Source organism: Streptomyces sp. NBC_01306 (assembly GCF_026340465.1).
Classification (GTDB): Bacteria; Actinomycetota; Actinomycetes; order Streptomycetales; family Streptomycetaceae; genus Streptomyces.
Map to the genome: position 1 here is coordinate 331750 of NZ_JAPEPC010000001.1, position 21725 is coordinate 353474.

The window sequence follows — 21725 nt, forward strand, 5'->3', positions numbered from 1 at the left end:
CCACCGGGCGTCCCCCATCTCTGTCCGCCTCTATCCGCTCCGCCGTCACGACCGATCAAGGAGACCTGCCATGGGCGTCAGCCGACGCACGTTCATACAGGGCGGCGCCGCCGGAGCCGCCGGCACCGCCCTGACGGGCGGACTTCTCGCCGCTGGTGCCCACGCCGACGCGAACAGCGGTGGCAACAGCTCCCACGAGGCGTCGTCCTTCCCCTTCCACGGCGCCCACCAGTCGGGCATCCTCACCCCGGGCCCCCCGCACCAGCAGCGCTTCTCGGCCTTCGCCGCGTTCGACGCGACAGCGGCGAAGCGCTCGGATCTGGTCGAGCTGATGCACACCCTCACCGAGCGGGCCCGCTTCCTCACCACCGGCGGAACCCCACCGGACCTGGGCGTCAGCCAGCCTCCTTCGGACAGCGACGTACTGGGGCCCGATGTCCCCGCCGACGGTCTGACCCTCACCCTCGCCGTCGGGTCCAGCCTCTTCGACGACCGGTACGGCCTGTCCCATGCCAAGCCGCTCCGCCTGACCCCGATGCGGACCTTCCCCAACGATGCGCCCGAGGCCCGCTGGAGCCACGGCGATCTGCTGCTCCAGCTCTGCGCGAACCACCCGGACACCCTCCACCACGCGATCCGCGACCTCACCAAGCACACCCGGGGCGGTATGCAGCTGCGCTGGAAGATGGAAGGGTACGGATCGCCGCCGCGCCCCTCCGGCACCCCTCGCAACCTGCTCGGTTTCAAGGACGGCACCGCCAACCCCACCAACGGGACCGCAGAGGATCTGGTGTGGGTGGACGACCCGGCCGAGCCCGCCTGGGCACACGGCGGCACCTACCAGGTCGTCCGGCTGATCCGGATGCTCGTGGAGTTCTGGGACCGGGTCTCGATCAACGAGCAGGAGATGATGTTCGGCCGCCGCCGGGACAGCGGCGCCCCGCTGGACGGCAACGCGGAGACCGACGTCCCCGACTACGCCAAGGACCCCCACGGCCAAGTCATTCCGCTCGACTCCCACATCCGGCTGGCGAACCCGCGCACCCACGCCACGAAGAGCCAGCGTCTCCTGCGCCGTTCGTACAACTACGACCTGGGAATGGACGAGAACGGCAACTTGCAGTGCGGGCACATCTTCGCGTGTTACCAGCAGGACCTGCACCGCCAGTTCGAACAGGTCCAGCAGCGTCTGATCGACGAACCCCTCGTCGACTACGTCCAGCCCTTCGGCGGCGGCTACTTCTTCGCCCTGCCCGGAGTGCTCAACTCCCGGGACTGGTACGCGCGCCGGCTGCTCACCTGACGGAACCGCTCGGCGTCGGCGTCCGTCCTGGGAAGTACTGACGTTGCCGGTCCGTCGGATGATGCCCCGAAGTGCGCCTCGATCCTGCGCGCGACGACGCGGCACCCGCCCTGGTCATCACAGCCGCCGCCACAAGGGGTGTACTGCCTGAGGAAGTACGGCAGTTGATCGTGGACGATCCCACCACCGCCGCCGTGCTGGAGACACTGGACGGGCACGACCTCTCGGATTCCGACCGGCCGAGGGCGTTGGCGTCGTCCCATCCGGCGTATGTCATCTACACGTCGGGGTCGACAGGCCGGCCCAAGGGCGTGGTCGTGCCGCACAAGGGTGTGGTGAACCGGCTGGCATGGATGGGTGAGGTGTACCGGCTCAGGCCGGAGGACCGGGTGGTGCAGAAGACACCGTTCGGGTTCGACATCTCGGTGTGGGAATTCTTCTGGCCACTGACCGAAGGCGCGACAGTGGTGGTCGCACGGCCGGGTGGCCATCGGGATCCGGAGTATCTCGCCGGACTGGTGCAGCGGGAGCGCGTCACGGTTGCTCATTTCGTACCGTCCATGCTGCAGATGTTCATCGCCGAACGTACCGCCCGGGACTGCACGTCCCTGCGGACGGTGGTCTGCAGTGGTGAGGCGCTGCCCGCCGTGTTGCGTGACCGGTTCCACGCGGTACTGCCGATCCCGCTGCACAACCTGTACGGACCGACCGAGGCCTCCATCGAGGTGACGGCGTTCACCTGCGAACCGGGCAGGGACACCGGCGATGTCGTGCCCATGGGCCGCCCGGTGTGGAACACCCGCACCTATGTACTGGATGCGGGACTGCGGCCGGTGCCGGCCGGGGTGACCGGGGAGCTGCACCTCGCCGGTGCCCAACTCGCCCGCGGCTATCTCGGCCGCCCCGGTCTGACCGCGGAGCGGTTTGTGGCGAGTCCGTTCGGGGGCCCTGGTGAGCGGATGTATCGCACGGGTGATCTCGTGCGGTGGAACTCCGGGGGCGAGCTGGAATTCATGGGGCGTGCGGATGATCAGGTGAAGCTCCGCGGGTTCCGTATCGAGCTGGGCGAGATCGAAACGGCGCTGCGGTCCCACCCCGGTGTCGGCCAGGCCGCGGTACTGGTCCGGGAGGACCGGCCCGGTGACAAACGCCTCGTCGCCTATCTGGTTCCTGCCGCGGACGCCCGGGTCGACATCGCGGCTCTCCGTACGCAGCTGGCAGGTGAGTTGCCGGAACACATGGTGCCGTCAGCGATCGTGCCGCTGGATGTTCTGCCGTTGACGGTGCACGGGAAGCTCGACCGCAAGGCTCTCCCGGCCCCGAAGCACTCCACCGATCCGGCCGGCCGGGGTCCTTCGAATATGCGGGAGGTGATCCTGTGCGAGATTTTCGCGGACGTACTCGGTCTGCCCACGGTCGGAGTGGACGACAATTTCTTCGAGCTGGGCGGGCATTCTCTGCTGGCAACGCGTTTGACCGGTCAGGTGCGGACGAGGCTGGGCTTCGATGTGCCCTTGCGGGCGTCGTTCGGAACGCCCACCGTTGCCGGCCTCAACGATTCGCTCACGGAAGGGCCGCGCCCCGCCCGGCGCGAGGAAGCGCTGGCAAGGATCCTGCCGATTCGGACACGCGGCAGCCGCAGGCCCGTTTTCTGCATCCACCCCGCGACCGGCGTGAGTTGGGGCTTCTCGCCGCCGGCGGCATCGATACCCGTGGACTACCCGCTGTACGGAGTGCAGGCCCAGGGCCTCACCGGTACGGAGGAACTGCCGCGGTCGATAAGGGAGATGGCCGCTGACTATGTGCAGCAGATCCGTACCGTCCAGCCGACCGGCCCGTATCAGCTGCTGGGCTATTCGCTGGGCGGTGCAGTGGCTCAGGAGATGGCATTCCAGCTGCAGGAGGCGGGCGATGCGGTGGGGGCCGTCGTGATCATGGACTCCTGTCCGGCTGAACGGATTCCGGCGCTGTTCGGCCTGGACGCGCTTGCCCTCAACGCGCAGGACGGCGTCCTGCCCGCCGAGTGGGAGCAGTTCATCCTCCGGGACGAGGAGAAGGCCTTCAACCTGCGGGTCCTGGAGAACAGCTCGGCCATTCTGCGCACTCATATTCCCCGTGCGTACGAGGGTGACGTGCTGCTCATCGTGGCGGCTGCGGGCAAGGTCGACGGTTCGAAGCCGGCGGAAGCGTGGGCGCCCTACGTGACGGGAGAAGTGCGGGAGGAGAGCCTGCCGTGCAGCCATGAGGAAATGACCCAGCCCGAGATGCTCACCCTGGTGGGCGAGCTGACGGCGGAATGGCTGAACGCAGGTCGCTGACGGTGCGGTGCACGCACTGATCGCACGCACTGATCGGGGGCATCCACAACCGTCGCCCCGCATCTCCCCTGCGGGGCGACGGTGGGCTCCAGCGGGCCGCTTCACCTGCGTGTGGCGCCTGCTGCCCGGCGCTTCCTCCTGGTGTGGGTGCGGTCGGTGGTCCAGGCGAGCGCGGCGATGACGGGGAAGGCCGCCGCGGTGAGGGTGACCGCATGCCAGTTACCCAAGTGGTAGGCAAGGGTGCCGAGTTGGGAGCCGGTGGCGCCGCCGATGAAGAAGGTGGCGATGTAGACGCTGGTGATCCGGGCGCGGGCGTCCGCGTCGAGTTGGTAGATGGTGTGCTGTCCGAAGATCAGGGAGCACTGCACGGCACAGTCCAGGAGGACTGCGGCGGCGGCGAGGACGAGGATCTGGTGGGCGGCAAGACCGGCCCAGATGAGGGCGGCGGAGGCGAGCAGGCAGGTCACGGGGGTGAGCCGGTGGGCGAGCCCTCGGTCGGCGAGGCGGCCCGCGAGAGGGGCTACGAGCGCGCCGGCGGCGCCGACGAGAGCGAACAGGCCGACCTGGAGCTGGGAGTAGTTGTACGGCGCAGTGGTCAGGACGTAGGAGATGGTCGTCCAGAACGCGCTGAAGGCGGCGAACATGCAGGCGTGGTAGGAGGACCGGCGGCGCAGCTGCGGGTGCACGCGGATCAGGCGGGCCGTGGAACGCAGCAGCGCGGTGTAGGAATCGGTGCTGGTGGGGGCCCGGTGGGGCAGCGCGCGGCGCAGGACAAGGGCCAGGATCGCCATCAGGGCGGCGGAGACCAGGTAGACCGTGCGCCAGCCCGCGACGTCCGCGAGCAGGCTGCCGACGGTGCGGGAGAGCAGGATTCCGGCGAGCAGTCCGCTCATGACCTTGCCCACCACGGCGCCGCGCAGGTGATCGGGTGCGAGGTCGGCGGCGTAGGGGACGAGGACCTGCGCGACGACGGAGGTGGCGCCCGCGACGAGCGCGGCGATGAGCAGGACGGTGAAGGTGGGGGCGAGGCCGCCGGCGGCCATGGCCAGGGCCGTGACGGTGAGCAGGACGGAGACCAGACGGGAGTTCTCGATGCGGTCGCCGAGGGGGACCAGGAACACCATCCCGGCGGCGTAGCCGAGCTGGGTCAGGGTGATCAGCAGGCCGGCGGTCGAGTCCTGGAGCTGGAAGGTCCGGCGCAGCGTCTCCAGGAGCGGCTGGGCGTAGTAGAGGTTGGCCGCGGTCAGCCCGCAGGAAGTGGCCAGGAGTGCGACCAGCCAGCCGGGCAGGGCTATCTGTCGCGCGTTTGACTCCGGTGTGGCACGGGCGGCTGCGGGCACGGGCATGGTCTGTCTCCGGATACGGACGTGGGGTGGGACGGAAGCCGAGTCGACTCCACGGATCGGCCGGCCCAGGACCTGCGGCCCGGGCCTGAAACGGACACCTCGATCGCTCAAGCGATCAGCCAACCGGCATGGAATCAGGATTCCATATTGAACTTTGATTCAATATAGAACCCGACAAGTACAGTGTCAAACATGAAGAACTCGGGCGACCCGCTACCTCAGGGGATCGAAATCGGTGCACTGTCCAGGATCATTCGGCAACACTTCGCCGACCGGATCGAGCAGGTCATCCACCCTCTGGGGCTCACCCTCGGGCAGTGGACGGTGCTGCGGGAGCTGAAGCGGACACCCGGCGCCTCCGCTTCAGAGCTCGCGCGCGCCGCGGTCCACACGCCGCAGGCCGTCAGCCGTCTCGTCCGGACCCTGCAGGAGGAGGGACTGGTGGAGCGCTCCCCGGCCCGGGGCCGGGTGGTGGACAACCATCTCACCGCCAAGGGACACAAGGTGATGGATGAGACCTTCATCCAGATTGAGGCCCGACTGGCTCCGGCACTGGAGAAGTTCGACAGGGCCAACACCGAGGAGTTCCGCCGGCTGTCCCATCTCCTCATCAAAGCCCTGGAAGACCCGGCCTGAGCCAGATACCCGGGGCCCAGGGGCGAGCGGGCCGGGCTGCTGCGCCAACAGTTGGCAGAGAGCACGGCGGAGCAGCGCCCGGTGTCTACGCCCTGATCTTGCCCTGGAGGTCGGCGAAGACGATGACGTGGGAGTCCCCGTGGCGGTCCTCGGTGTACTCGCCGGGCAGCACCGCAAGGCCTTCAGGAACGGCTGCGGAGGGCCGCATCCAGATCGCGGAGCAGTTCGCCGACGCGCCCTCCGCCAGAAGGTGCTGCGGGATAGCGGTTGAGCACGTCAACGACGACTGGTGTCGCGCGCCGGAGAGCTTGCTCAATATGATCAGCCCCGACATCTCGGTCATCGCCCGCCATGAGTTCGGCCGCTCTCGCTGCGTGGGCCGCTGCCCCCAGAATGTGCTTGACCTGGTGAGCGTCGGCCAGCGGATGCAAATACGCGGCGGAGGCCGCGCACATCGCTGCTCGCGCTGCATTGCCCGCGACCGCGGTGCCTGCATCTCGGGCCGCCTTGTGCGCCGCCCACCCACTGTCGCGCAGTGACTTCCCGCGTTCACCACCTCTGGCGAACGTCCACGCGGCGTCGATCGCGTCGCGAGGTCGCGAGTCGGCCGGGTGTGCTCTCTCAAAGAGTTCCAAGACCTCCTGCGCGCTCTCCGCCGCATAATGGGCGACCCCACGCAGGTCCTGCTTGCTCAGAACGATCTCGCTGCTTTCGTTGGCCACGAGGTGCATCCTCGTCCACCACACTGGCACGACTCGACCCCGAGCTGAGGCCAAGCCCCGGACCGGAACGCCAACGCGAGGACAGCCACGGTCAATTCACCGAACGGGTGCGGAGAAGCCGGCAGAACTGCTCGGCTGACCTTGCTCAACAGCGCTCGTGAGAAGTCGTGAGACGACGCCCCACACAAGCGATCACGGGCCCGGAGGCCGGCAACTCGGGTTGCCACTCACGAAAAGGCAGCCGCTCCCGTCGAGGCCGTGCTCACCCCCGACGACGTTCGGCACCGGCGCCTTGCGCGCGCTTGCGGCGCGCCTTCGGAGACCTGTCGCAGACCGGTACGCGACGAGCACTTCTGAGCGGGGTCGGTGCTGGAAACGGAGCGGAAGCCACCGTGCCAGTCCCTGACTCGGCTAGGTCCTGTCCGGCGGATCATATGGCTGCCGGGGTGGGACGGGAGTCGGGGTTGACCTCAAGTCGGGTTGACCTTCTAGGTTCGGGTGCGCCGATGTCGACGTACCTGAGAGGAACGGCCATGAGGACGCTGGTGTTGGGAAGGACGCCCGCCAGGGTGACGGAGGTGCTGGCCACGCTGCGTGCGGACGGTTTCGACGCGGAGGGAGTGAGCACCGACGAGGAGGCCCGGAAGCTGTTGGAGACCGAGGAGTTCGGGATGCTGATCATTGGCGGGGGTGTGGAGCCGGACTCCCGTGCAGCGATCAAGGAGTTCGCGGCGGAGCACCAGGTGCGGCGGGTGATCGACGGCGCGCTGACGGAGCCGTTCGACGCCTACGTGCGGCGGGAGTTCGAGCCGCTGATCCGGGAGGTCGCCTCCAAGGGGTGACGACCATGGTCCGCCCGGGCCTTGATCGAGGCGGCCCCCTTCACTCGCACAGCACCAGCGCAGGCCCGACCTGGCGAAGCATTCGCGGCTGTCACCGACACTGACAACTTCCCGCTACGACCGCAGGCCATTGCGCAGGTTCTGATAGCCGGAACTACCAGCACGCACACACCGAGCATGGTGCATGACCGACTTGCCCACCTCGACTACCCGAGGCCGCCGTTGCTCTGGAGGAGCTGACCGTTGATCCATCCGCCCTCTGCCGAGCAGAGAAACGAGACGAGATTCGCGCAGTCCTGCGGCACACCGAGGCGTCCCAGGGGCGTGAAGCGGATCAGGTCCGCCTTCTGGTCCTCAGTCATCCACCCGGTGTCGGTCGGTCCGGGATTGATCGCGTTGCAGGTCACTCCCAGGTGGGCGAGCTCACGGGCGGCGGCCAACGTGATCCGGTCCATCGCCCCCTTGCTTGCCCCGTACGGGAGGTTGCCTGCGGTGTGGTCGCTGGTCAGGCTGACGATGCGCCCGCTGCCATGCTGTCCGCGAAACCGCAGCCCGTACTCCCGGAGCAGCAGCCAGGTTGCCCGTGCATTGACCGCGAAGTGCAGGTCGAAGCTCTCCACCGTGGTGTCCAGCAAGCCGGAGTCGACCGACTCGCAATGGCAGAGCACCAGCGCGGTGACGTTGCCCAGCTCACGCTCGACGCTGTCGAAGAGCTGAGCCGGCACGGCCGGGTCGCTCAGGTCCGCCTCGGCCGCAAGCGTTCGCGCCCCATGGGACGCCACCTTCTTCCGCAGCTCTTCGGGCGCACCCCGCTCGATGCCCCACTGCATGCGCGCGTCATACGGAGTCCAGTACGTGAACGCCACGTCCCAGCCGGCCCGGGCCAGATTCAGCGTCACGGACGCCGCGATCCCCGCCGAACGTCCCGCCCCCGTGACCAAGGCAAGCGGGCGCCCCGCCTCTCCCTCGTCCTGTCGGCTCCCCACGCGGCTCTCACCAGTCATGATCCTCATCCTGGCGGGCCGCCCGTCACATGGCACCCGATTTTCCCGGGCCGTGCCACGCTCACACTCCTCCACCACAAGGCACGCAAGACACAGGTCAGACAGGTATTCAGGCAGTTCCAACACCCGACTCCACACCCGGACATACACAAATCACGGCCGCCGGCGCAACGCTCTCCGTACACCTCAGCGCTCTCGCCTCAGCGTCTCCGCGCACCGCGCTCGCTGCCGAGCCCCATCGTCATGATCCGGTGACGCCGGTCAAGGAGACCGGTCCCCAATTTGTCCCAGAAAATGGCCGAAGGCCGGTTTCGGATTGCTCCGAAACCGGCCCTCACCTACGACTCTCACGAGTCGGGACGACAGGATTTGAACCTGCGACCCCTTGACCCCCAGTCAAGTGCGCTACCAAGCTGCGCCACGTCCCGGTGCCCGATCCGGCCCGGGGCTTCCCCGGCCGAACGCGCACCGAAACGATACCGCACTTCAGCCGGTGGTCACGAACGCGTTTCCCCGGCCGTTGCGCTTGACCTCAAGTGCGCTTGATGTTGGATCGTCCGCTGTATGGAAACGGACACAGACCTGAACAGGCTGATGGCCCTCATGACGGGCGACGAGAAGCACGGACCTGCCGCGACCTCGACCCTGGACGCGCTCTGGGTGCTGTACGACCGGGTGCTGCGGGTCACGCCGCAGACCGTCTCGGACCCGGGGCGGGACCGCTTCCTCCTGTCCAAGGGGCACGGGCCCATGGCGTACTACGCGGTCCTGGCGGCGAAGGGGTTCTTCCCCGCTGAGCTGCTGACGGGCTTCGGCTCGTACGACTCCCCGCTCGGCCACCACCCCGACCGGCTGCTGGTGCCCGGTGCCGAGATCGGCAGCGGGTCGCTCGGGCACGGGCTGCCGCTCGGCGTGGGCACGGTGCTCGGGCTGCGGGCGCAGCGGCTCACCGCGCCGCGGGTGTGGGTGCTGATCGGCGACGCCGAGCTGGACGAGGGCTCGGTGCACGAGGCCGTCGCCTATGCCGGGCCCGCCGGCCTTGAGCAGCTGCACACCGTGGTGATCGACAACGCCTCCGCCAGCTACGGCGCCCCCGGTGGGATCGCGGCCCGTTTCGAAGCGGGCGGGTGGTCGGTCGAGACCGTCGACGGGCGGGACCACGAGCAGTTGTACGCCGCCTTCACCGCACCGCATCCGGGCCGGCCGCACGCCGTGGTCGCCCGGGTCGAGCCCAAGAACGCCTGAGCCGGACCAGCCGAGAGGGATTTGTCATGGACAACATGCGTGAGCGCTTCGCCGCCACCACGTCGCGGCTGCTGGACGAGGACCCGCGGCTCGCCGTCGTACTGGCCGAGATCACCCGCGACGGATTCGCCGACGCGGCACGCGCCCACCCCGGCCGGGTGGTCAATGTGGGGATCCGGGAGCAGCTGCTGATCGGTGCCGCCGCCGGGATGGCACTGACCGGGATGCGCCCCGTGGTGCACACCTTCGCCAGCTTCCTGGTCGAGCGCCCCTTCGAGCAGGTCAAGCTGGACCTCGGGCACCAGGGTGTGGGGGCCGTGCTGGTCAGCGCCGGAGGGTCGTACGACTGGCCGGCCGGCGGTTTCACCCACATGTCGCCCGGCGATGTGGCGCTCCTCGACACGCTCGACGGCTGGACCGTGCACGTACCCGGCCATCCCGACGAGGCGGAGGCCCTGCTGCGCCGGGCCGTGCGCGGGGACGACCGGGTGTACGTACGGCTGTCGGTGCAGGCCAATCAGCGGCCGCGGCCGGTCACCGGAGGCGGGTTCCACACCGTGCGGGAGGGCCACGGCGGGGTGGTGGTGGCGGTCGGGCCGCTCCTGGACGCCGTCCTGGAGGCGACGGAGGGCATGGATGTCACCGTGCTGTACGCGACGACCGTACGGCCCTTCGACGGCGCGGCCCTCCGCTGGGCCACCGACGCCCCCGACCGGGCCGATGTGGTGCTGGTCGAGCCGTATCTGGCCGGCACCTCGACGGCCGCGGCGAACGACGCCCTGGCCGACCGGCCGCACCGGGTGCTGGGCCTCGGGGTCGGCAGGAAGGAGCTGCGGCGGTACGGGCAGATCGAGGAGCATGTCGCAGCGCACGGCCTGGACGCCGCCTCGCTGCACCGGAGCATCACCGGATTCCTGGCCGGGACGTCCCGGCCGCAGGTCTGAGCCCCGCAAGCCGGGACGCGGACGCCGGGCCGCTAACGCCAGGCCACGGACTCCGGGCCGCGGACTCCGGGCCGCGAGCGCCGGGCCGCGCGTCAAGGGGTCGGAGCCCGCGAGCGACGGCCCCGCACCCCCGGTCACCCCCTGCGCTGCTGGCCACGCTCGAAGTAGTCGGCGAGCGCCGGGTCGAGCGGGGGCACCCGGCGCGGGGTGCCGCCGTCCCGGAGCGAGTCCGTGGCCCGCACCCCGGCGGCCACCGCCATCCGGGCGGCGACCGGTGAGGTGTCGGTGCGGCCGCCCTCGCGTACGAACCGCAGGAACTCGTCCATGAGCAACGGGTCGGCGCCGCCGTGGCCCGCCTCGTCCTGCGCGTCCGGGACGGCGTGGATCTCGTCGGCGTCCTCGCGGTACACGGAGCGGCGGGTGTTCCAGACCTTCACCTGGTTGCCCGGCCCGTCGCCGAAGTTCTCCAGGCGGCCCGCGTCGCCGATGACGGTGTAGTTGCGCCAGTAGTCGGGGGTGAAGTGGCACTGCTGGTAGGCGGCCAGCACACCGTTGTCCAGGCGCATGTTCAGGAGGGAGACGTCCTCGATGTCGATGACGGGGTTGAGGGCGCGCTGGGTGTGCGGCGGCCAGTGTCCGTCCTTGGTGTACCAGTCGGCGGCCTTGGGCTCACCGGGCTCGCGGCGGTGCGGGTTGTCGCCGTAGACCATCAGGTCGCCCATGGCCTGGACGTCGCGTGCGTAACCGCCTGCCAGCCAGTGCAGTACGTCGATGTCGTGTGCGGCCTTCTGGAGCAGCAGTCCGGTGGTGTACTTCCGTTCGGCGTGCCAGTCCTTGAAGTACCAGTCGCCGCCGTAGCCGACGAAGTGCCGGACCCAGACGGTCTTGACCTCGCCGATCGTGCCGGCGGCGATGAGGTCGCGCATCAGCCGGACGACCGGCATATGGCGCATGTTGTGGCCGATGTAGAGACGGGTGCCGGTCTCGTACGCGGTGCGCAGGATCTCGTCGCACCGCTCGACCGTGATGTCGAGGGGCTTCTCCACGAAGACCGGTTTGCCCGCACGCAGCGCTTCGCAGGCCAGCTCGGCGTGGGTGTGGTCGGGGGTGACGACCAGGACCGCGTCGATGTCCGGGTCGTCGAGGACCGTGCGGTGGGCGGAGGTGATGAGTGCGCCGGGGAAGGCCGTGGCCGCCTCCGTACGGGCGGCCGGGTCGGGGTCGGCGAGTGCGGTGACGCGCGAGCCGGCTCCGGGGCGGTGGGCGGTGCGGGCGATGCTGCCGCGCAGGCCGTAGCCGAGGACGCCGATACGGAGGTCGGACATGGGGCTTCCTTCACTGGTGCGGGTGATGCGGATGGTGTGGGTGATGCAGGTGGCGTGCGTGATGCGGGTGGTGCGGGTGCGGGCGGCCCCCCGGAAGGGGCCGCCCGCAAGCTGCCGCTACGAGCAGCTGCACAGGCCCTACGGGTGGACGGCGACCTGGGCGAGCCCGACCCGTCCGGTGCCGGTGAGCTGGATCTTCACGTACCGCGTGTCGGTGTTCAGGTCCAGCACCGTGGGCCGCAGCGCCTTGCCGCCGACGTGGACGGTCTTCTTGTCCGCCCGGACGTCGAAGCCGGCCGTCGTGGTCGAGGCGTCGTTCCAGATCTCGATCCGGCCGACGTGCCGCACTGAGCCCAGATCCACCTGCCACCAGGCGCCCTGCTCGGAGAGCGTCCGGGTGTCCGTCGAGGTGTCCCCGTCGATGGCCAGTACGGCGGCGGCCCCGTCGGTGGACGACTGGGTGGCGGTGCCGGTGCGGGCCAGGTCGGGGCTGAGCTGCTCGACGGAGCCGCGGTGCGCGCCGGCCGCCGAGGCGATCTTCAGCGCCGCCGCCGGGAGCTGTTCCAGGCGGGTGTGGTTGTCCGTCATGGTCGAGCCGGTCCCCGCGATGGGGGGCGCGTCGGTGTCGGTCCAGTTGCCGCGTGCGGTGTTCTGGATGCCGTAGTCGGCCCAGTTGGAGACCCACTTGTAGCCGAGCCGGGTCAGGACGTTGTTCTCGACGGTGATGTACGAGGACTGCTCGTCGAGGTAGATGCCGTTGCCGTCGCGCTCGGTGTTGCCGTACGCGGAGCGGTTGATGTAGTTGCCGGAGACCACCGTGCCGGGCTGGGCGCCCTGGGTGTAGATCGCGCCGCCGTCGTGCTGGGCGTCCTTGACCTGCATGACGTTGGTGATGCGGTTGTCGGTGATCCGGTTGTCGCGCAGCACCGACTTCTGCGCCTCCGGCTGGTTCCAGCCCCAGCCGACCGAGATACCGGAGTAGGGCAGCTGGTCGAGGCTGTTGTGGTCGATCACGAGTCCGGCTTCGTAGCCCGCCCAGACCGCGGCCGCGTCGGTGTACTCGACGGCGGCGCGGGTGACCGTGTTGTAGGCGAACGTGTTGCGCTCACCAGCCAGTTCGGGCACGGGGTTGGGGTCGGTGTCGCCGATGTACGCGGCGCCCGACGACAGGTCGGTGAAGTCGGAGTGGGTGATCCCGGAGTCCTTCGTACCGGCTTCGAGGATCGCACCGGCCCCGCCGAGGTGGGTGAACGACGCCCCGTCGACGGTGACATGGCGGCCGCCGTGCACGGTGAGCGCGGCCGACGGCTTGGTGTAGTAGCGGCCGGAGTGGTCGACGGGACCGGTGGCGCCGGTGAGGGTGAGGCCGGCCTGCATCCCGGCGTAGCCCTCGTCGGTGTCCGGCTGGTGGTAGGCGGCGTAGGCGAAGCCGATCCCCCGGATGGCGACGTCGTGCGCACCGTCGACCGTCACCAGCTGCTCCGTGACGGGCGTGACGGCGGTGGTGTGCCGCATGTTCTCGCCCTTGCGCGGCAGGTACGTGATGGTGTGCGTGGCCGAGTCATGGACGAACTCGCCGGGCTGGTCGAGGAGTTCGGGTGCGTTCTCGAAGAACGCGACACCCGTGTAGCGAGTGGAGTCCACGGTCGTGGAGTCCCAGGCGGGGCCGGTGCGGTCGGTGCCGCTGGCCGAGTTGGTCCAGCAGGGCTGGGCGAAGGTCATGGTGTCGCCGCTGACCCCGGCGATCCGGCAGTGGTAGTTGCGCCAGCGGACCTTGATGACGGCCTCGGCGTCGGTGGGCCGCTTCCAGTCGGCGATCCCGGTCGCCTTCGCGCCGGTCATACCGGTCTTGGTGGCGTCGCAGACACTGGCGGCGCAGGCTCCGCCGCGGGCGGGAGTGGCCCGGACGCCGTTGACGAAGAGCTGCCGGGGTGTGACGCCGTCGGGCACCCGGGCGGTCCAGGCCCCGCCGGACGTCCTGGTCCAGCCGGTGACCGTACGGCCGCCGGAGAGGACGGGGCGGGCGCCGGGCGCCGCGGTCCAGGTGGTGCCGGAGTCGGCAGCGGTGAGCTTCAGGGCCGCGGTGCGGGTGTACGTACCCCCGGCGAGCTGCACGGTGACGTCATCGCCGTGCAGGGTGCGGGCCTTGTCGCGGGCGCCGTCCAGGGAGCAGGGGCGGCTGTGGGTGCAGGACGCTCCTGCGCCGTGCGGGGCCGCGTACAGGGTGTCGGTGTGCGAGGGCCGGGCGGCCTGCGCGAGCGGCGCGGTGGCCAGCAGCGCCGCGACGGCGGCGAGCGCGGTGCCGATGCGGCGGGCGGCCGGGCGGTGGATGGCTGAGCGGTGCGTGGTGCGGCGGTTCATGCGGCGGCCTTCCAGTCGGGGTGGCCCGGCATCGGCGGGTTGGTGGCGCCGAACAGCCAGTCGCGCAGAAAACGGTCCAGGGTGCGGTCGCCCGTGACGTCGACGGTGTGCCGGATGAACTGCTCGCTGGTGTACGTCGAGTCCTTGAACCGCCGGACCCACTCGCGCATGATCCGGTCGAACGTACGCTGTCCGACCTGCTGGTTGAGCGCGTACAGCACGAGCGCGCCGCCGTCGTAGATGTTGGCGCCGCCGAGCGCCTTGGGCAGTCCCGGCGGGCCGTCCTTGGCGCGGACCGCGTCCAGCGTCCCGTAGGTGGCCTTCATCTTGTCCGCGACGACCGACCAGCCGCGCTCCTCGCTGTACACGGCCGCGTAGTAGGTGGCGGGCCCTTCGTTGAGCCAGGCCTGCTGCCAGTCGTGCGGGGTGACGGAGTCGCCGAACCACTGGTGGGTCATCTCGTGGACCATGGTGTTCTCGTACGTCGGGTTGCCGTCGGCGTTGAGCTTGAACCAGTTGGTGCCCATCAGAGTGAGGGTCTGGTTCTCCAGCGCGTCGGTGTAGCCGTCGTAGATGTGGAGCCCGTACGTGGAGAACGGGAACCGCCCGAACTTCGCCTCCAACCAGGCCAGATGGTCGACGGTGCGCGCGACGATCGGCGCGTAGGTGTCCTCGTGGCCCTGCGGCACGATATGGCGCAGCGGCAGACCGGTGTGGCTGCTGCCGTACAGATAGGTGCCCTTGACGACCGCGATGCCGAGCAGTTCGGTGGGCATCCGCTCGCGGAGCGCGAAGTGCCAGACCGCCGAGCCGTCGGCGCGCGGGGTCCGGTGCAGCAACTCGCCGTTGGCGGCAGCCACATAGCCCTTCGGGGCGCTGATGTGGAAGGCCCAGGTGGCCTTGTCGGACGGGGTGTCGTTGCAGGGCAGGAAGGTGTCGGCGCGGGAGGACTGCACCGCGGACGCGAAGCCGCCCTCGCTGCCGAACACCCAGCCGCCCAGGCCGAGCCGCTTGTCCTTGCCGTTGCCGTGGTAGCGGATCTCGACGGTGAAGGGCCGGCCGTCGTGCAGCGGACGGGCCGGGGTGAGCGTCAGCTCCTGGCCGCTGCTGCCTGCCGACAGCTCCCAGCGGGCGGCGTGGCCGTCGACGGTGACCGCGTCGATGGTGTGGCCGTCGGTGTCCAGGTTGAAGGCGGACAGGTCCTGGGTGGCCCGCGCCGATATCCGCACTGCGGCGGTGAAGTCGTAGGTCACCGGGGTGAAGTCGAAGGTCAGGTCGTAGTGCGTGACCTCGTAGCCGCCGTTGCCGAGGGTCGGGAAGAGCGGGTCGCCGACCCCGCTGGAGCCGGGCTTCGGATCGAAGGAGCGGGCCAGGGCGGGTGTGCCGAGTACGGGTACGGCCGCGGCGGCGGCCACCGCCGCGCCGCCGAGCTGGAGGACAGTGCGTCTGGTGGTCACTTCTTCCCCTTCTGGACTGCCTCTTCGAACTCGTGACGGGCCTGCTCCGCGCCGTGCGCCAGGTACTGCTTGGTCAGCTCGGAGTAGTACGACATGGGCTTGCGGCCGGAGACGATGTCCTTGAGGCCGTCCAGCTTGAGCGTGTAGAGGCTGCCGTAGCCCTTGGAGTCCCAGGTGGGCGACGAGACCTTGAGGGTCGGGTCCTGCTCCATGATCGGGATCATCTTGGCGTACGCCTCGTGGACGTACCGCACACCCTTCTCGGTGTCCGTGCTGAACACGGCCGGTACGGCGGAGGCGAGCATCTTCCAGGGGACGGTGGCGTCCTGGCTGCCCTTCTTGGTGAGGATCGGGTTGCCCTTGGCGTCACGGGTGAAGTCGGTGCCCTCCACGCCGTAGTTGATGAGGGTGTACTCCTCGCTGCCGAACGGCGACGCGGCGAAGTCGGCGAGGGCGAGGAGCTGCTTGACGCGCTCGGTGGACGCCTTCTTGATGTGGGTGTTCTGGAGCGAGACGTTGTCCATCCAGGCGATGGCCTTGTCGCTGAACGGTGTGATGGGCCGGGGGTCGAACTTCTTGTTGACGGCCGCCATCGCCGCCACATAGCCGGTGCTGGGGGTGTAGTACGACGGCATCCCGTCGTACACATAGGCGCCCTTGCCGTTCTTGAACATGTCGGTGTACTGGGACTTCTGCGCGCCCGACATGCCGATCGTGCCGGGGTAGTAGCAGCCCGCCTTGTACAGCTTGCGCGACGTCTCGACCGCCAGGCGGAACTCGTCCGACTCCAGGTCCGTCGTGAACTTGCCGGTCTTCGGGTCCATCCGCCAGTAGAGGGGCGCCCCCGCCGACATGGCGAGCAGGTTGGTGGCGCTGGCGATGATGGCGTACTGGTCCTTCTTCGGGCGGGTCAGCTCCTTGCAGACCTCGACGAACTTGTCGAGGCTGGTGATCTCGTCGAGGCTGGAGACGCCGACCTCGGCGAAGAGGTCATGGCGGTAGAAGCCCGCGCCGCCGGTCCCCATCCGGGAGATCGGGATGCCGAACAGCTTCCCGCCGAAGATGGCTCCCTCCCAGGCCGCCTGCGGGATCGCCGCGAGGTTGGGGTAGTCCTTGACCTTGTCGCCGGCCAGGAAGGGCGTCAGATCGGCGCACTTGGCCGCGCAGAACGCCGCCTTGTTGTCGACGCCGCCGGTCTCCGGGTACATGAAGATGTCCGGCAGCGTGTCGCTGGCGACCATCGTGGTGAACTTGGTCGAGTAGTCGTCGGTCGGGACCGCGGTGACGTCGACCTTCCCGCCGAGCAGCTTCTCGATCGCCTGCCAGGCCGCGTTGTTGCCGCGTGCCGGAGGGGGCGGCGAGAAGGTCTCCATCGCCGCCGATATCGGCTTCGCGCCCTTGAGGACCTGTCCCTTGGTGGCACGCGGCGTGGTGGCCGGGTACCGGTAGAAGGCCTGCGGCACACCCGCGGCCGTCCCCGGCAGGTCGGGCTTCAGGCCGATGTTGCGCACGGTGGTGGTGGGCAGCAGGTCGGCGCTCTTGGCCTCGGCCTTGGCGGCCGTACCGCCGTCGCCGCAGGCGGCGAGCAGCGGGGTCGCGGCGAGGCCGAGGCCTATGCCCGCTCCCAGGCGGAAGAGGGTTCTGCGATTCATCGGGGTGGAGCTCGGCACGGACATCTCCTTGAGAGAAGGGAGGGAAGGCCGGGGGGTGGCGGAGGCGGGTTCAGCCCTTGATGGCGCCGGTGAGCACGCCCTTGGTGAAGTAGCGCTGGACGAACGGGTAGACGAGCAGGATCGGTACGACGGCGACCACCAGGACGCCCATCTGCACGGCCTCCTGCGGGGCGACGCTCTCGCCGGCCGCGGCGCCGCTGAGGCTCTGGCCCTGGAGGACGAAGGTGCGCAGCACCATGGGCAGCGGCCACTTGTCCGAATCCTGGAGGTACAGCAGCGAGTTGAAGAAGGCGTTCCAGTACGCGACGGCGTAGAAGAGGCCGACGACCGCGATGACCGCCTTGGAGAGCGGCAGGACGACCTGGAGCAGGATGCGGAAGTCCCCGGCGCCGTCGACGCGCGCCGCGTCGTACAGCTCCTCGGGCAGGTTCATGAAGAAGGCGCGCAGCACGACCAGGTTGAAGGCGCTCATCAGGGTGGGGATGACGAGTGCGGCGTACGTGTTGTAGAGGCCGAGCTGGTTGACCAGCAGGAAGTTCGGGATGATGCCGGCGTTGAAGAGCATGGTGAACAGGGCCGTCATCAGGATGAAGCGGGAGCCCGTGACATTGCGGCGGGAGAGCCCGTACGCCATGCCGATGGTGGCCAGCAGGCTGGCCGCGGTGCCGAAGACCGTGATGCCCACACTCACCAGGAGCGCCCGGGTCACCACACCGCCGGTGAAGATGGTCCGGTACGCGTCGAGCGTCGGGTGCTCGGGCCACAGGACGAGGCCGGTGGACTTGATGATGTCGGTCTGTGAGGCGAAGCTCGTGCCGATGACGCCCAGCAGCGGGTAGGCCACGGCGAGCACGACCAGGACCAGGACGATGCCCTTGCCGGTGAGGCCGAGGCGGGTCGGCCGCTCCATCCACGGCGGACGGCCGTCCGACGGCGTGATCACGGGTGCCGCCGCGAGAGGCGCCGCCGTGACGGGGGCTTTCGCCGGTGTCTTCTCAGCTGTCCGCACCGCGGTACACCCCTTCGTGGCCGAGACGGTGGGCGAACTTGTTCGCGCCCAGGACGAGGACGGTTCCCACGACTGCCTTCACCAGGCCGACAGCCGCCGAGATGCCCCACTGGTTGTCCTTGATGCCGTGGTAGTAGACGTAGGTGTCGAGTACTTCACCGGAGCCGGGGCCGACCGCGTCGCGCTGGAGCAGGATCTGCTCGAAGCCGACGGAGAGGATCTGGCCGAGGTTCAGGATCAGCAGCAGGATGATCACCGGGGCGATGCCGGGGAGCGTGACGTGCCACAGCCGGCGCCAGCGGCTTGCGCCGTCGATGGCCGCCGCCTCGTACTGCTGCTTGTCGATCCCCAGCAGCGCGGCGAGGATGATGATCGTCCCCCAGCCCGCGTCCTTCCAGATGGACTGGAGGGCGATCAGCCAGGGGAAGGCGTTGGGGTCGCTCATCATGTCGTAGCGCGGCAGCCCCAGGTCCCCGAGGAGATCGGGCAGCAGCCCGGCGCCGCCCAGGACCTGCTGGAAGATCGAGACGATGATGACCCAGCCGATGAAGTGCGGCAGATAGACCACGCTCTGGATGAACCGGCGGAGCTTGTCGCTGACGATGCTGTTGAGCAACAGGGCGAGCGCGATCGGCACGGGGAAGAAGAAGATCAGCTGTACGAAGGCGATCTCGACCGTGTTCGCGGTCGCCGACCAGAAGGCCGGGTCGGCGAAGGCGCTGGAGAAGTTGGCGAAGCCCGTCCACGCGCTGTGCATGTATCCGAGGTACGGCTGGTAGTCCTGGAAGGCGACCATGTAGCCGAGCAGCGGAATGTAGTGGAACACCACGAAGTACAGCAGTCCTGGCAGGGTCAGCAGCAGCATCACCTTGTCGCGCTTGATCCGCTGCCACAGGGACAGCCGGTGCTGGGCGACGCGGGGTGGGGATGGCGCTTTGGACTTCCTGCGCCGCTTGTCCAGCGGCATCGGAGGTGCTGTTTCAGCCATGGTGCAGTCCTGTTCGGCTGGGGTGGCGCAGAGCGAGCCTTCTGCCGCCGCAACGTAGTAAGCGGTTAACCCCACCGTCAAGAGATCGGAGGAAACGTCTGCGTTACTCGATGTTTCTGCCGGAGAGATCGCCCGGATAGGTCCCCAAATAGCGGCGCAAAGGGGGCAGATGGCCACGCAGATCGCTTGACGTTTGACGTCTGGGCTCCCTAGCGTGCCGCCCATCAATAGAACGCGTTTACTGTCCGGAGGCAGGGTGCGAACCACCGACGAGGCACCGGCCCAGACCGGTACGGACGAGCCGGACCCGCCCCCGCGGCGGCCTCGCACCGTACTGGCCATGGACCCCGGACTGATCGACGACATCTTCCCGCCACGGGTACGCACCCGTCTTGAGGAATCGGCCGATCTCCATCCGCCCTATGTCATCAGGGAGTTCAACTCCCCCGATGCAGCCGCCGCGCTGGCCGGCGCCGAGGTGCTGCTCACCGGCTGGGGCTGCCCGCCCATCGACGCCGGACTGCTGGAGCGGGCGCCGAGGCTGCGGGCCGTCATCCACGCGGCGGGCACCGTCAAGACGTTCCTCGCCCCGGAGGCGTACGAACGCGGGGTCGCGGTGTCGTCGGCGGCCGACGCCAACGCGGTACCGGTCGCGGAGTTCACCCTGGCCGCGATCATCATGGGCGCCAAGCGCGCCTTCCCGTTCGCCCGGCTCTTCCGCGAACGCCGCACCCACCGCACCGCCGCCGACCTCGACCGGCAGCACTGGATCGGCACCCACGGCCTGACCATCGGCGTCATCGGCGCCTCCCGGATCGGCCGCCGGGTCATCGAACTGCTCCGGGTACTCGAAGCGGACATCCTGCTGTACGACCCGTATGTCACCCCCGCCGAGGCCGAGTTGCTGGGGGCCGTCTCCACCGACCTCGACACGCTGATGGCGACCAGTGACGTGGTGACCGTGCACGCGCCCGACACACCCGTGACCCGGCAGCTCCTCGACGCACGGCGGATCGGTCTGATGCGCCCCGGCACCCTGCTGGTCAACACGGCACGCGGGCGCCTGGTCGACACCGAGGCACTCACCGGGCACCTGGTCAGCGGGCGGCTCGACGCCGTACTCGATGTGACGGACCCCGAGCCGCTGCCCCCGGGGCACCCGCTGTGGGACCTGCCGAACGTCTTCATCACCCCGCACATGGCGGGCGCCCAGGGCAACGAGATCGGCAGGCTCGGCGAGCTGGCCGTGGATGAGCTCTGCCGCTACGCGGGCGGCCTTCCGTTCCATCACCCCGTCCACCTGGCCGACTTGGAGCGGATCGCATGAACGGCCCCGCCTCGCAGGCCATAAGCTCAGCGGCACAGGACGACAACCAGGGGGTGGGACGGATGCGCCGCCAGACCTCGGCAGCCGACAGCCGACGACGCGCGACCGTCACCGACGTGGCACGGCTGGCGGGGGTGTCGACCGCGACCGTCTCCCGTGTGCTGAACCGCAACTACCCGGTGGCCACGGCGACCCGGGAGCGGGTCGAGGAGGCGATGCGCGAGCTGGGCTATGTCGTCAACGCGCACGCCCGCGCGCTGGCCGGGGTGTCGGGGCGCACGGTCGGCATCATCGTCAACGAGCTGATCGACCCCTTCTACGCCTACATCGCCCGCGGTGTGGAGCGGGAGGCGAGCCTCGGCGGACGGCTCTGCCTGGTCTGCTGCACCCAGGGCGACCCCAAGCGCGAGCTGGCCTTCATCGAGCTGATGCACGAGCGGCGCGCCGACGCCGTGGTCGTCGTCGGCGGCAGCGTCGCCGACCGCGCGCACACCGCCGAACTGGGGCGCAGGGCCCGCGATCTGGAGGCCGGCGGATCGAAGCTGGTGCTGTGCGGGCGGCCGTCGCTCGGCGAGGAGGCGTGCGGCGCGGCCGTCGAGTACGACAACGAGGGCGGCGCCTTCGCCATCACCGACCATCTGCTGACCCAGGGCCACGAACGCATCCTCTACCTCGGCGGTCCACCGGCCCTCTCGACCACCCGTGACCGGCTGGCCGGGCACCGGCGCGCACTGGAGCTGCGTGGTGTGGCCCGGGATCCCGGGCTTGAGCAGCTCGGCTCGTTCAGCCGCTCCTTCGGGCGCGGCCGGATGGCCGAACTCCTGCGGGAAGGACCGGACTTCACCGCGGTCTTCGCGGCCAACGACAATGTCGCGGCCGGTGCGGCCCAGGCCCTGGAAGAAGCCGGGGTCCGGGTGCCGCAGGACATGTCACTCGCGGGGTACGACGACATCCCGGTGGCGCAGGAGCTGCGGCCCCGGCTGACGACCGTGCACATCCCGCTGGAGGAGATGGGGCGCCAGGCCGTGCGGCTCGCGGTGCCCGGCGGGGACGAGGACGAGTGGCGGGAGCCGAGCACCGGCACCGTACGGCTCGGCACCCATCTCGTGGTACGCGATTCCGTGGCTCCGCCGCCGGCGCGCGGCCGCCGGGCGTGACCGCTTACTTACAGCCTGTCCCCAGTTGGCCATAGTAAAAGACAGTAACTTCCCCGATCCTCTTGCGG

General features: G+C 69.4%; 18 protein-coding genes and 1 tRNA gene. 8 read left to right on the forward strand and 11 right to left on the reverse strand.

The window, feature by feature from the left end; genetic code table 11:
- Positions 1–70 precede the first annotated feature (70 nt).
- Both efeB and OG385_RS01375 read left to right on the forward strand, forming a co-directional pair.
- Positions 71–1303, forward strand: coding sequence for an iron uptake transporter deferrochelatase/peroxidase subunit (gene efeB / locus OG385_RS01370; RefSeq protein WP_266851054.1), 1233 nt, complete (start codon positions 71–73; stop codon positions 1301–1303).
- A gap of 71 nt (positions 1304–1374) precedes the next feature.
- Positions 1375–3621 (forward strand): amino acid adenylation domain-containing protein, encoded by a 2247-nt coding sequence (locus OG385_RS01375; RefSeq protein ID WP_266851055.1) that lies wholly within the window; start codon positions 1375–1377, stop codon positions 3619–3621.
- A 101-nt stretch (positions 3622–3722) separates the two neighbouring features.
- Here the strand turns inward: OG385_RS01375 and OG385_RS01380 are convergent, their stop codons facing one another.
- Complete coding sequence (locus OG385_RS01380) at positions 3723–4967, reverse strand: MFS transporter (RefSeq protein WP_266851057.1); 1245 nt, start codon at positions 4965–4967, stop codon at positions 3723–3725.
- Positions 4968–5159: 192 nt separating this feature from the next.
- On the opposite strand from OG385_RS01380, the gene OG385_RS01385 reads away from it, so the two are divergent.
- Entirely contained in the window at positions 5160–5603 is a 444-nt protein-coding gene (locus tag OG385_RS01385; protein ID WP_266851059.1) for a MarR family winged helix-turn-helix transcriptional regulator, read from the forward strand.
- 85 nt (positions 5604–5688) lie between these two features.
- Here the strand turns inward: OG385_RS01385 and OG385_RS01390 are convergent, their stop codons facing one another.
- Positions 5689–5811 (reverse strand): hypothetical protein, encoded by a 123-nt coding sequence (locus tag OG385_RS01390; protein WP_266851061.1) that lies wholly within the window; start codon positions 5809–5811, stop codon positions 5689–5691.
- Positions 5786–6325, reverse strand: coding sequence for a putative immunity protein (locus OG385_RS01395; RefSeq protein WP_266851063.1), 540 nt, complete (start codon positions 6323–6325; stop codon positions 5786–5788). Before OG385_RS01395 ends, OG385_RS01390 begins: the two co-directional genes overlap by 26 nt.
- Before the next feature lie 533 nt (positions 6326–6858).
- On the opposite strand from OG385_RS01395, the gene OG385_RS01400 reads away from it, so the two are divergent.
- Entirely contained in the window at positions 6859–7167 is a 309-nt protein-coding gene (locus tag OG385_RS01400) for a hypothetical protein (RefSeq protein WP_266851065.1), read from the forward strand.
- Between the two features lie 206 nt (positions 7168–7373).
- On the opposite strand, the gene OG385_RS01405 is transcribed toward OG385_RS01400, so the two are convergent.
- Together OG385_RS01405 and OG385_RS01410 are read right to left on the reverse strand one after the other, a co-directional pair.
- The gene (locus tag OG385_RS01405) at positions 7374–8171 is read right to left on the reverse strand and encodes an SDR family oxidoreductase (protein ID WP_266851067.1); all 798 of its coding nucleotides are present in this window, start codon (positions 8169–8171) and stop codon (positions 7374–7376) included.
- Positions 8172–8525: 354 nt separating this feature from the next.
- Positions 8526–8599: transfer RNA gene (locus OG385_RS01410), tRNA-Pro, on the reverse strand.
- A 136-nt stretch (positions 8600–8735) separates the two neighbouring features.
- Between OG385_RS01410 and OG385_RS01415 the strand changes: the two genes are divergently transcribed.
- Both OG385_RS01415 and OG385_RS01420 read left to right on the forward strand, forming a co-directional pair.
- Positions 8736–9416, forward strand: a complete 681-nt coding sequence (locus OG385_RS01415; protein ID WP_266851068.1) for a transketolase — start codon at positions 8736–8738, stop codon at positions 9414–9416.
- Positions 9417–9442: 26 nt separating this feature from the next.
- A complete protein-coding gene (locus OG385_RS01420; RefSeq protein WP_266851070.1) occupies positions 9443–10360 on the forward strand; it encodes a transketolase family protein in 918 nt (305 codons plus the stop codon).
- 134 nt (positions 10361–10494) lie between these two features.
- Here the strand turns inward: OG385_RS01420 and OG385_RS01425 are convergent, their stop codons facing one another.
- The 6 genes from OG385_RS01425 to OG385_RS01450 all read right to left on the reverse strand — a co-directional run bounded on the left by OG385_RS01425 (position 10495) and on the right by OG385_RS01450 (position 19173).
- On the reverse strand, positions 10495–11685 hold the full coding sequence (locus OG385_RS01425; RefSeq protein WP_266851071.1) for a Gfo/Idh/MocA family protein: 1191 nt from the start codon (positions 11683–11685) through the stop codon (positions 10495–10497).
- A gap of 138 nt (positions 11686–11823) precedes the next feature.
- The gene (locus OG385_RS01430) at positions 11824–14046 is read right to left on the reverse strand and encodes a right-handed parallel beta-helix repeat-containing protein (RefSeq protein ID WP_266851073.1); all 2223 of its coding nucleotides are present in this window, start codon (positions 14044–14046) and stop codon (positions 11824–11826) included.
- Positions 14043–15503 carry a M1 family metallopeptidase gene (locus tag OG385_RS01435; RefSeq protein WP_266851075.1) on the reverse strand — a complete coding sequence of 487 codons (1461 nt, stop codon included), beginning with the start codon at positions 15501–15503 and terminating at the stop codon, positions 14043–14045. The genes OG385_RS01430 and OG385_RS01435 overlap by 4 nt, the downstream gene beginning before the upstream one ends.
- A complete protein-coding gene (locus OG385_RS01440) occupies positions 15500–17173 on the reverse strand; it encodes an extracellular solute-binding protein (RefSeq protein WP_323183622.1) in 1674 nt (557 codons plus the stop codon). The genes OG385_RS01435 and OG385_RS01440 overlap by 4 nt, the downstream gene beginning before the upstream one ends.
- Positions 17174–17225: 52 nt before the next feature.
- Positions 17226–18086: a carbohydrate ABC transporter permease gene (locus tag OG385_RS01445; RefSeq protein ID WP_266860547.1), complete on the reverse strand. Its 861-nt coding sequence runs from the start codon at positions 18084–18086 to the stop codon at positions 17226–17228.
- 85 nt (positions 18087–18171) lie between these two features.
- Positions 18172–19173: a sugar ABC transporter permease gene (locus OG385_RS01450; protein ID WP_266851078.1), complete on the reverse strand. Its 1002-nt coding sequence runs from the start codon at positions 19171–19173 to the stop codon at positions 18172–18174.
- 340 nt (positions 19174–19513) lie between these two features.
- On the opposite strand from OG385_RS01450, the gene OG385_RS01455 reads away from it, so the two are divergent.
- Both OG385_RS01455 and OG385_RS01460 read left to right on the forward strand, forming a co-directional pair.
- The gene (locus OG385_RS01455; protein ID WP_266860549.1) at positions 19514–20500 is read left to right on the forward strand and encodes a hydroxyacid dehydrogenase; all 987 of its coding nucleotides are present in this window, start codon (positions 19514–19516) and stop codon (positions 20498–20500) included.
- A 62-nt stretch (positions 20501–20562) separates the two neighbouring features.
- Entirely contained in the window at positions 20563–21657 is a 1095-nt protein-coding gene (locus tag OG385_RS01460; protein WP_266860550.1) for a LacI family DNA-binding transcriptional regulator, read from the forward strand.
- Positions 21658–21725: the final 68 nt, after the last annotated feature.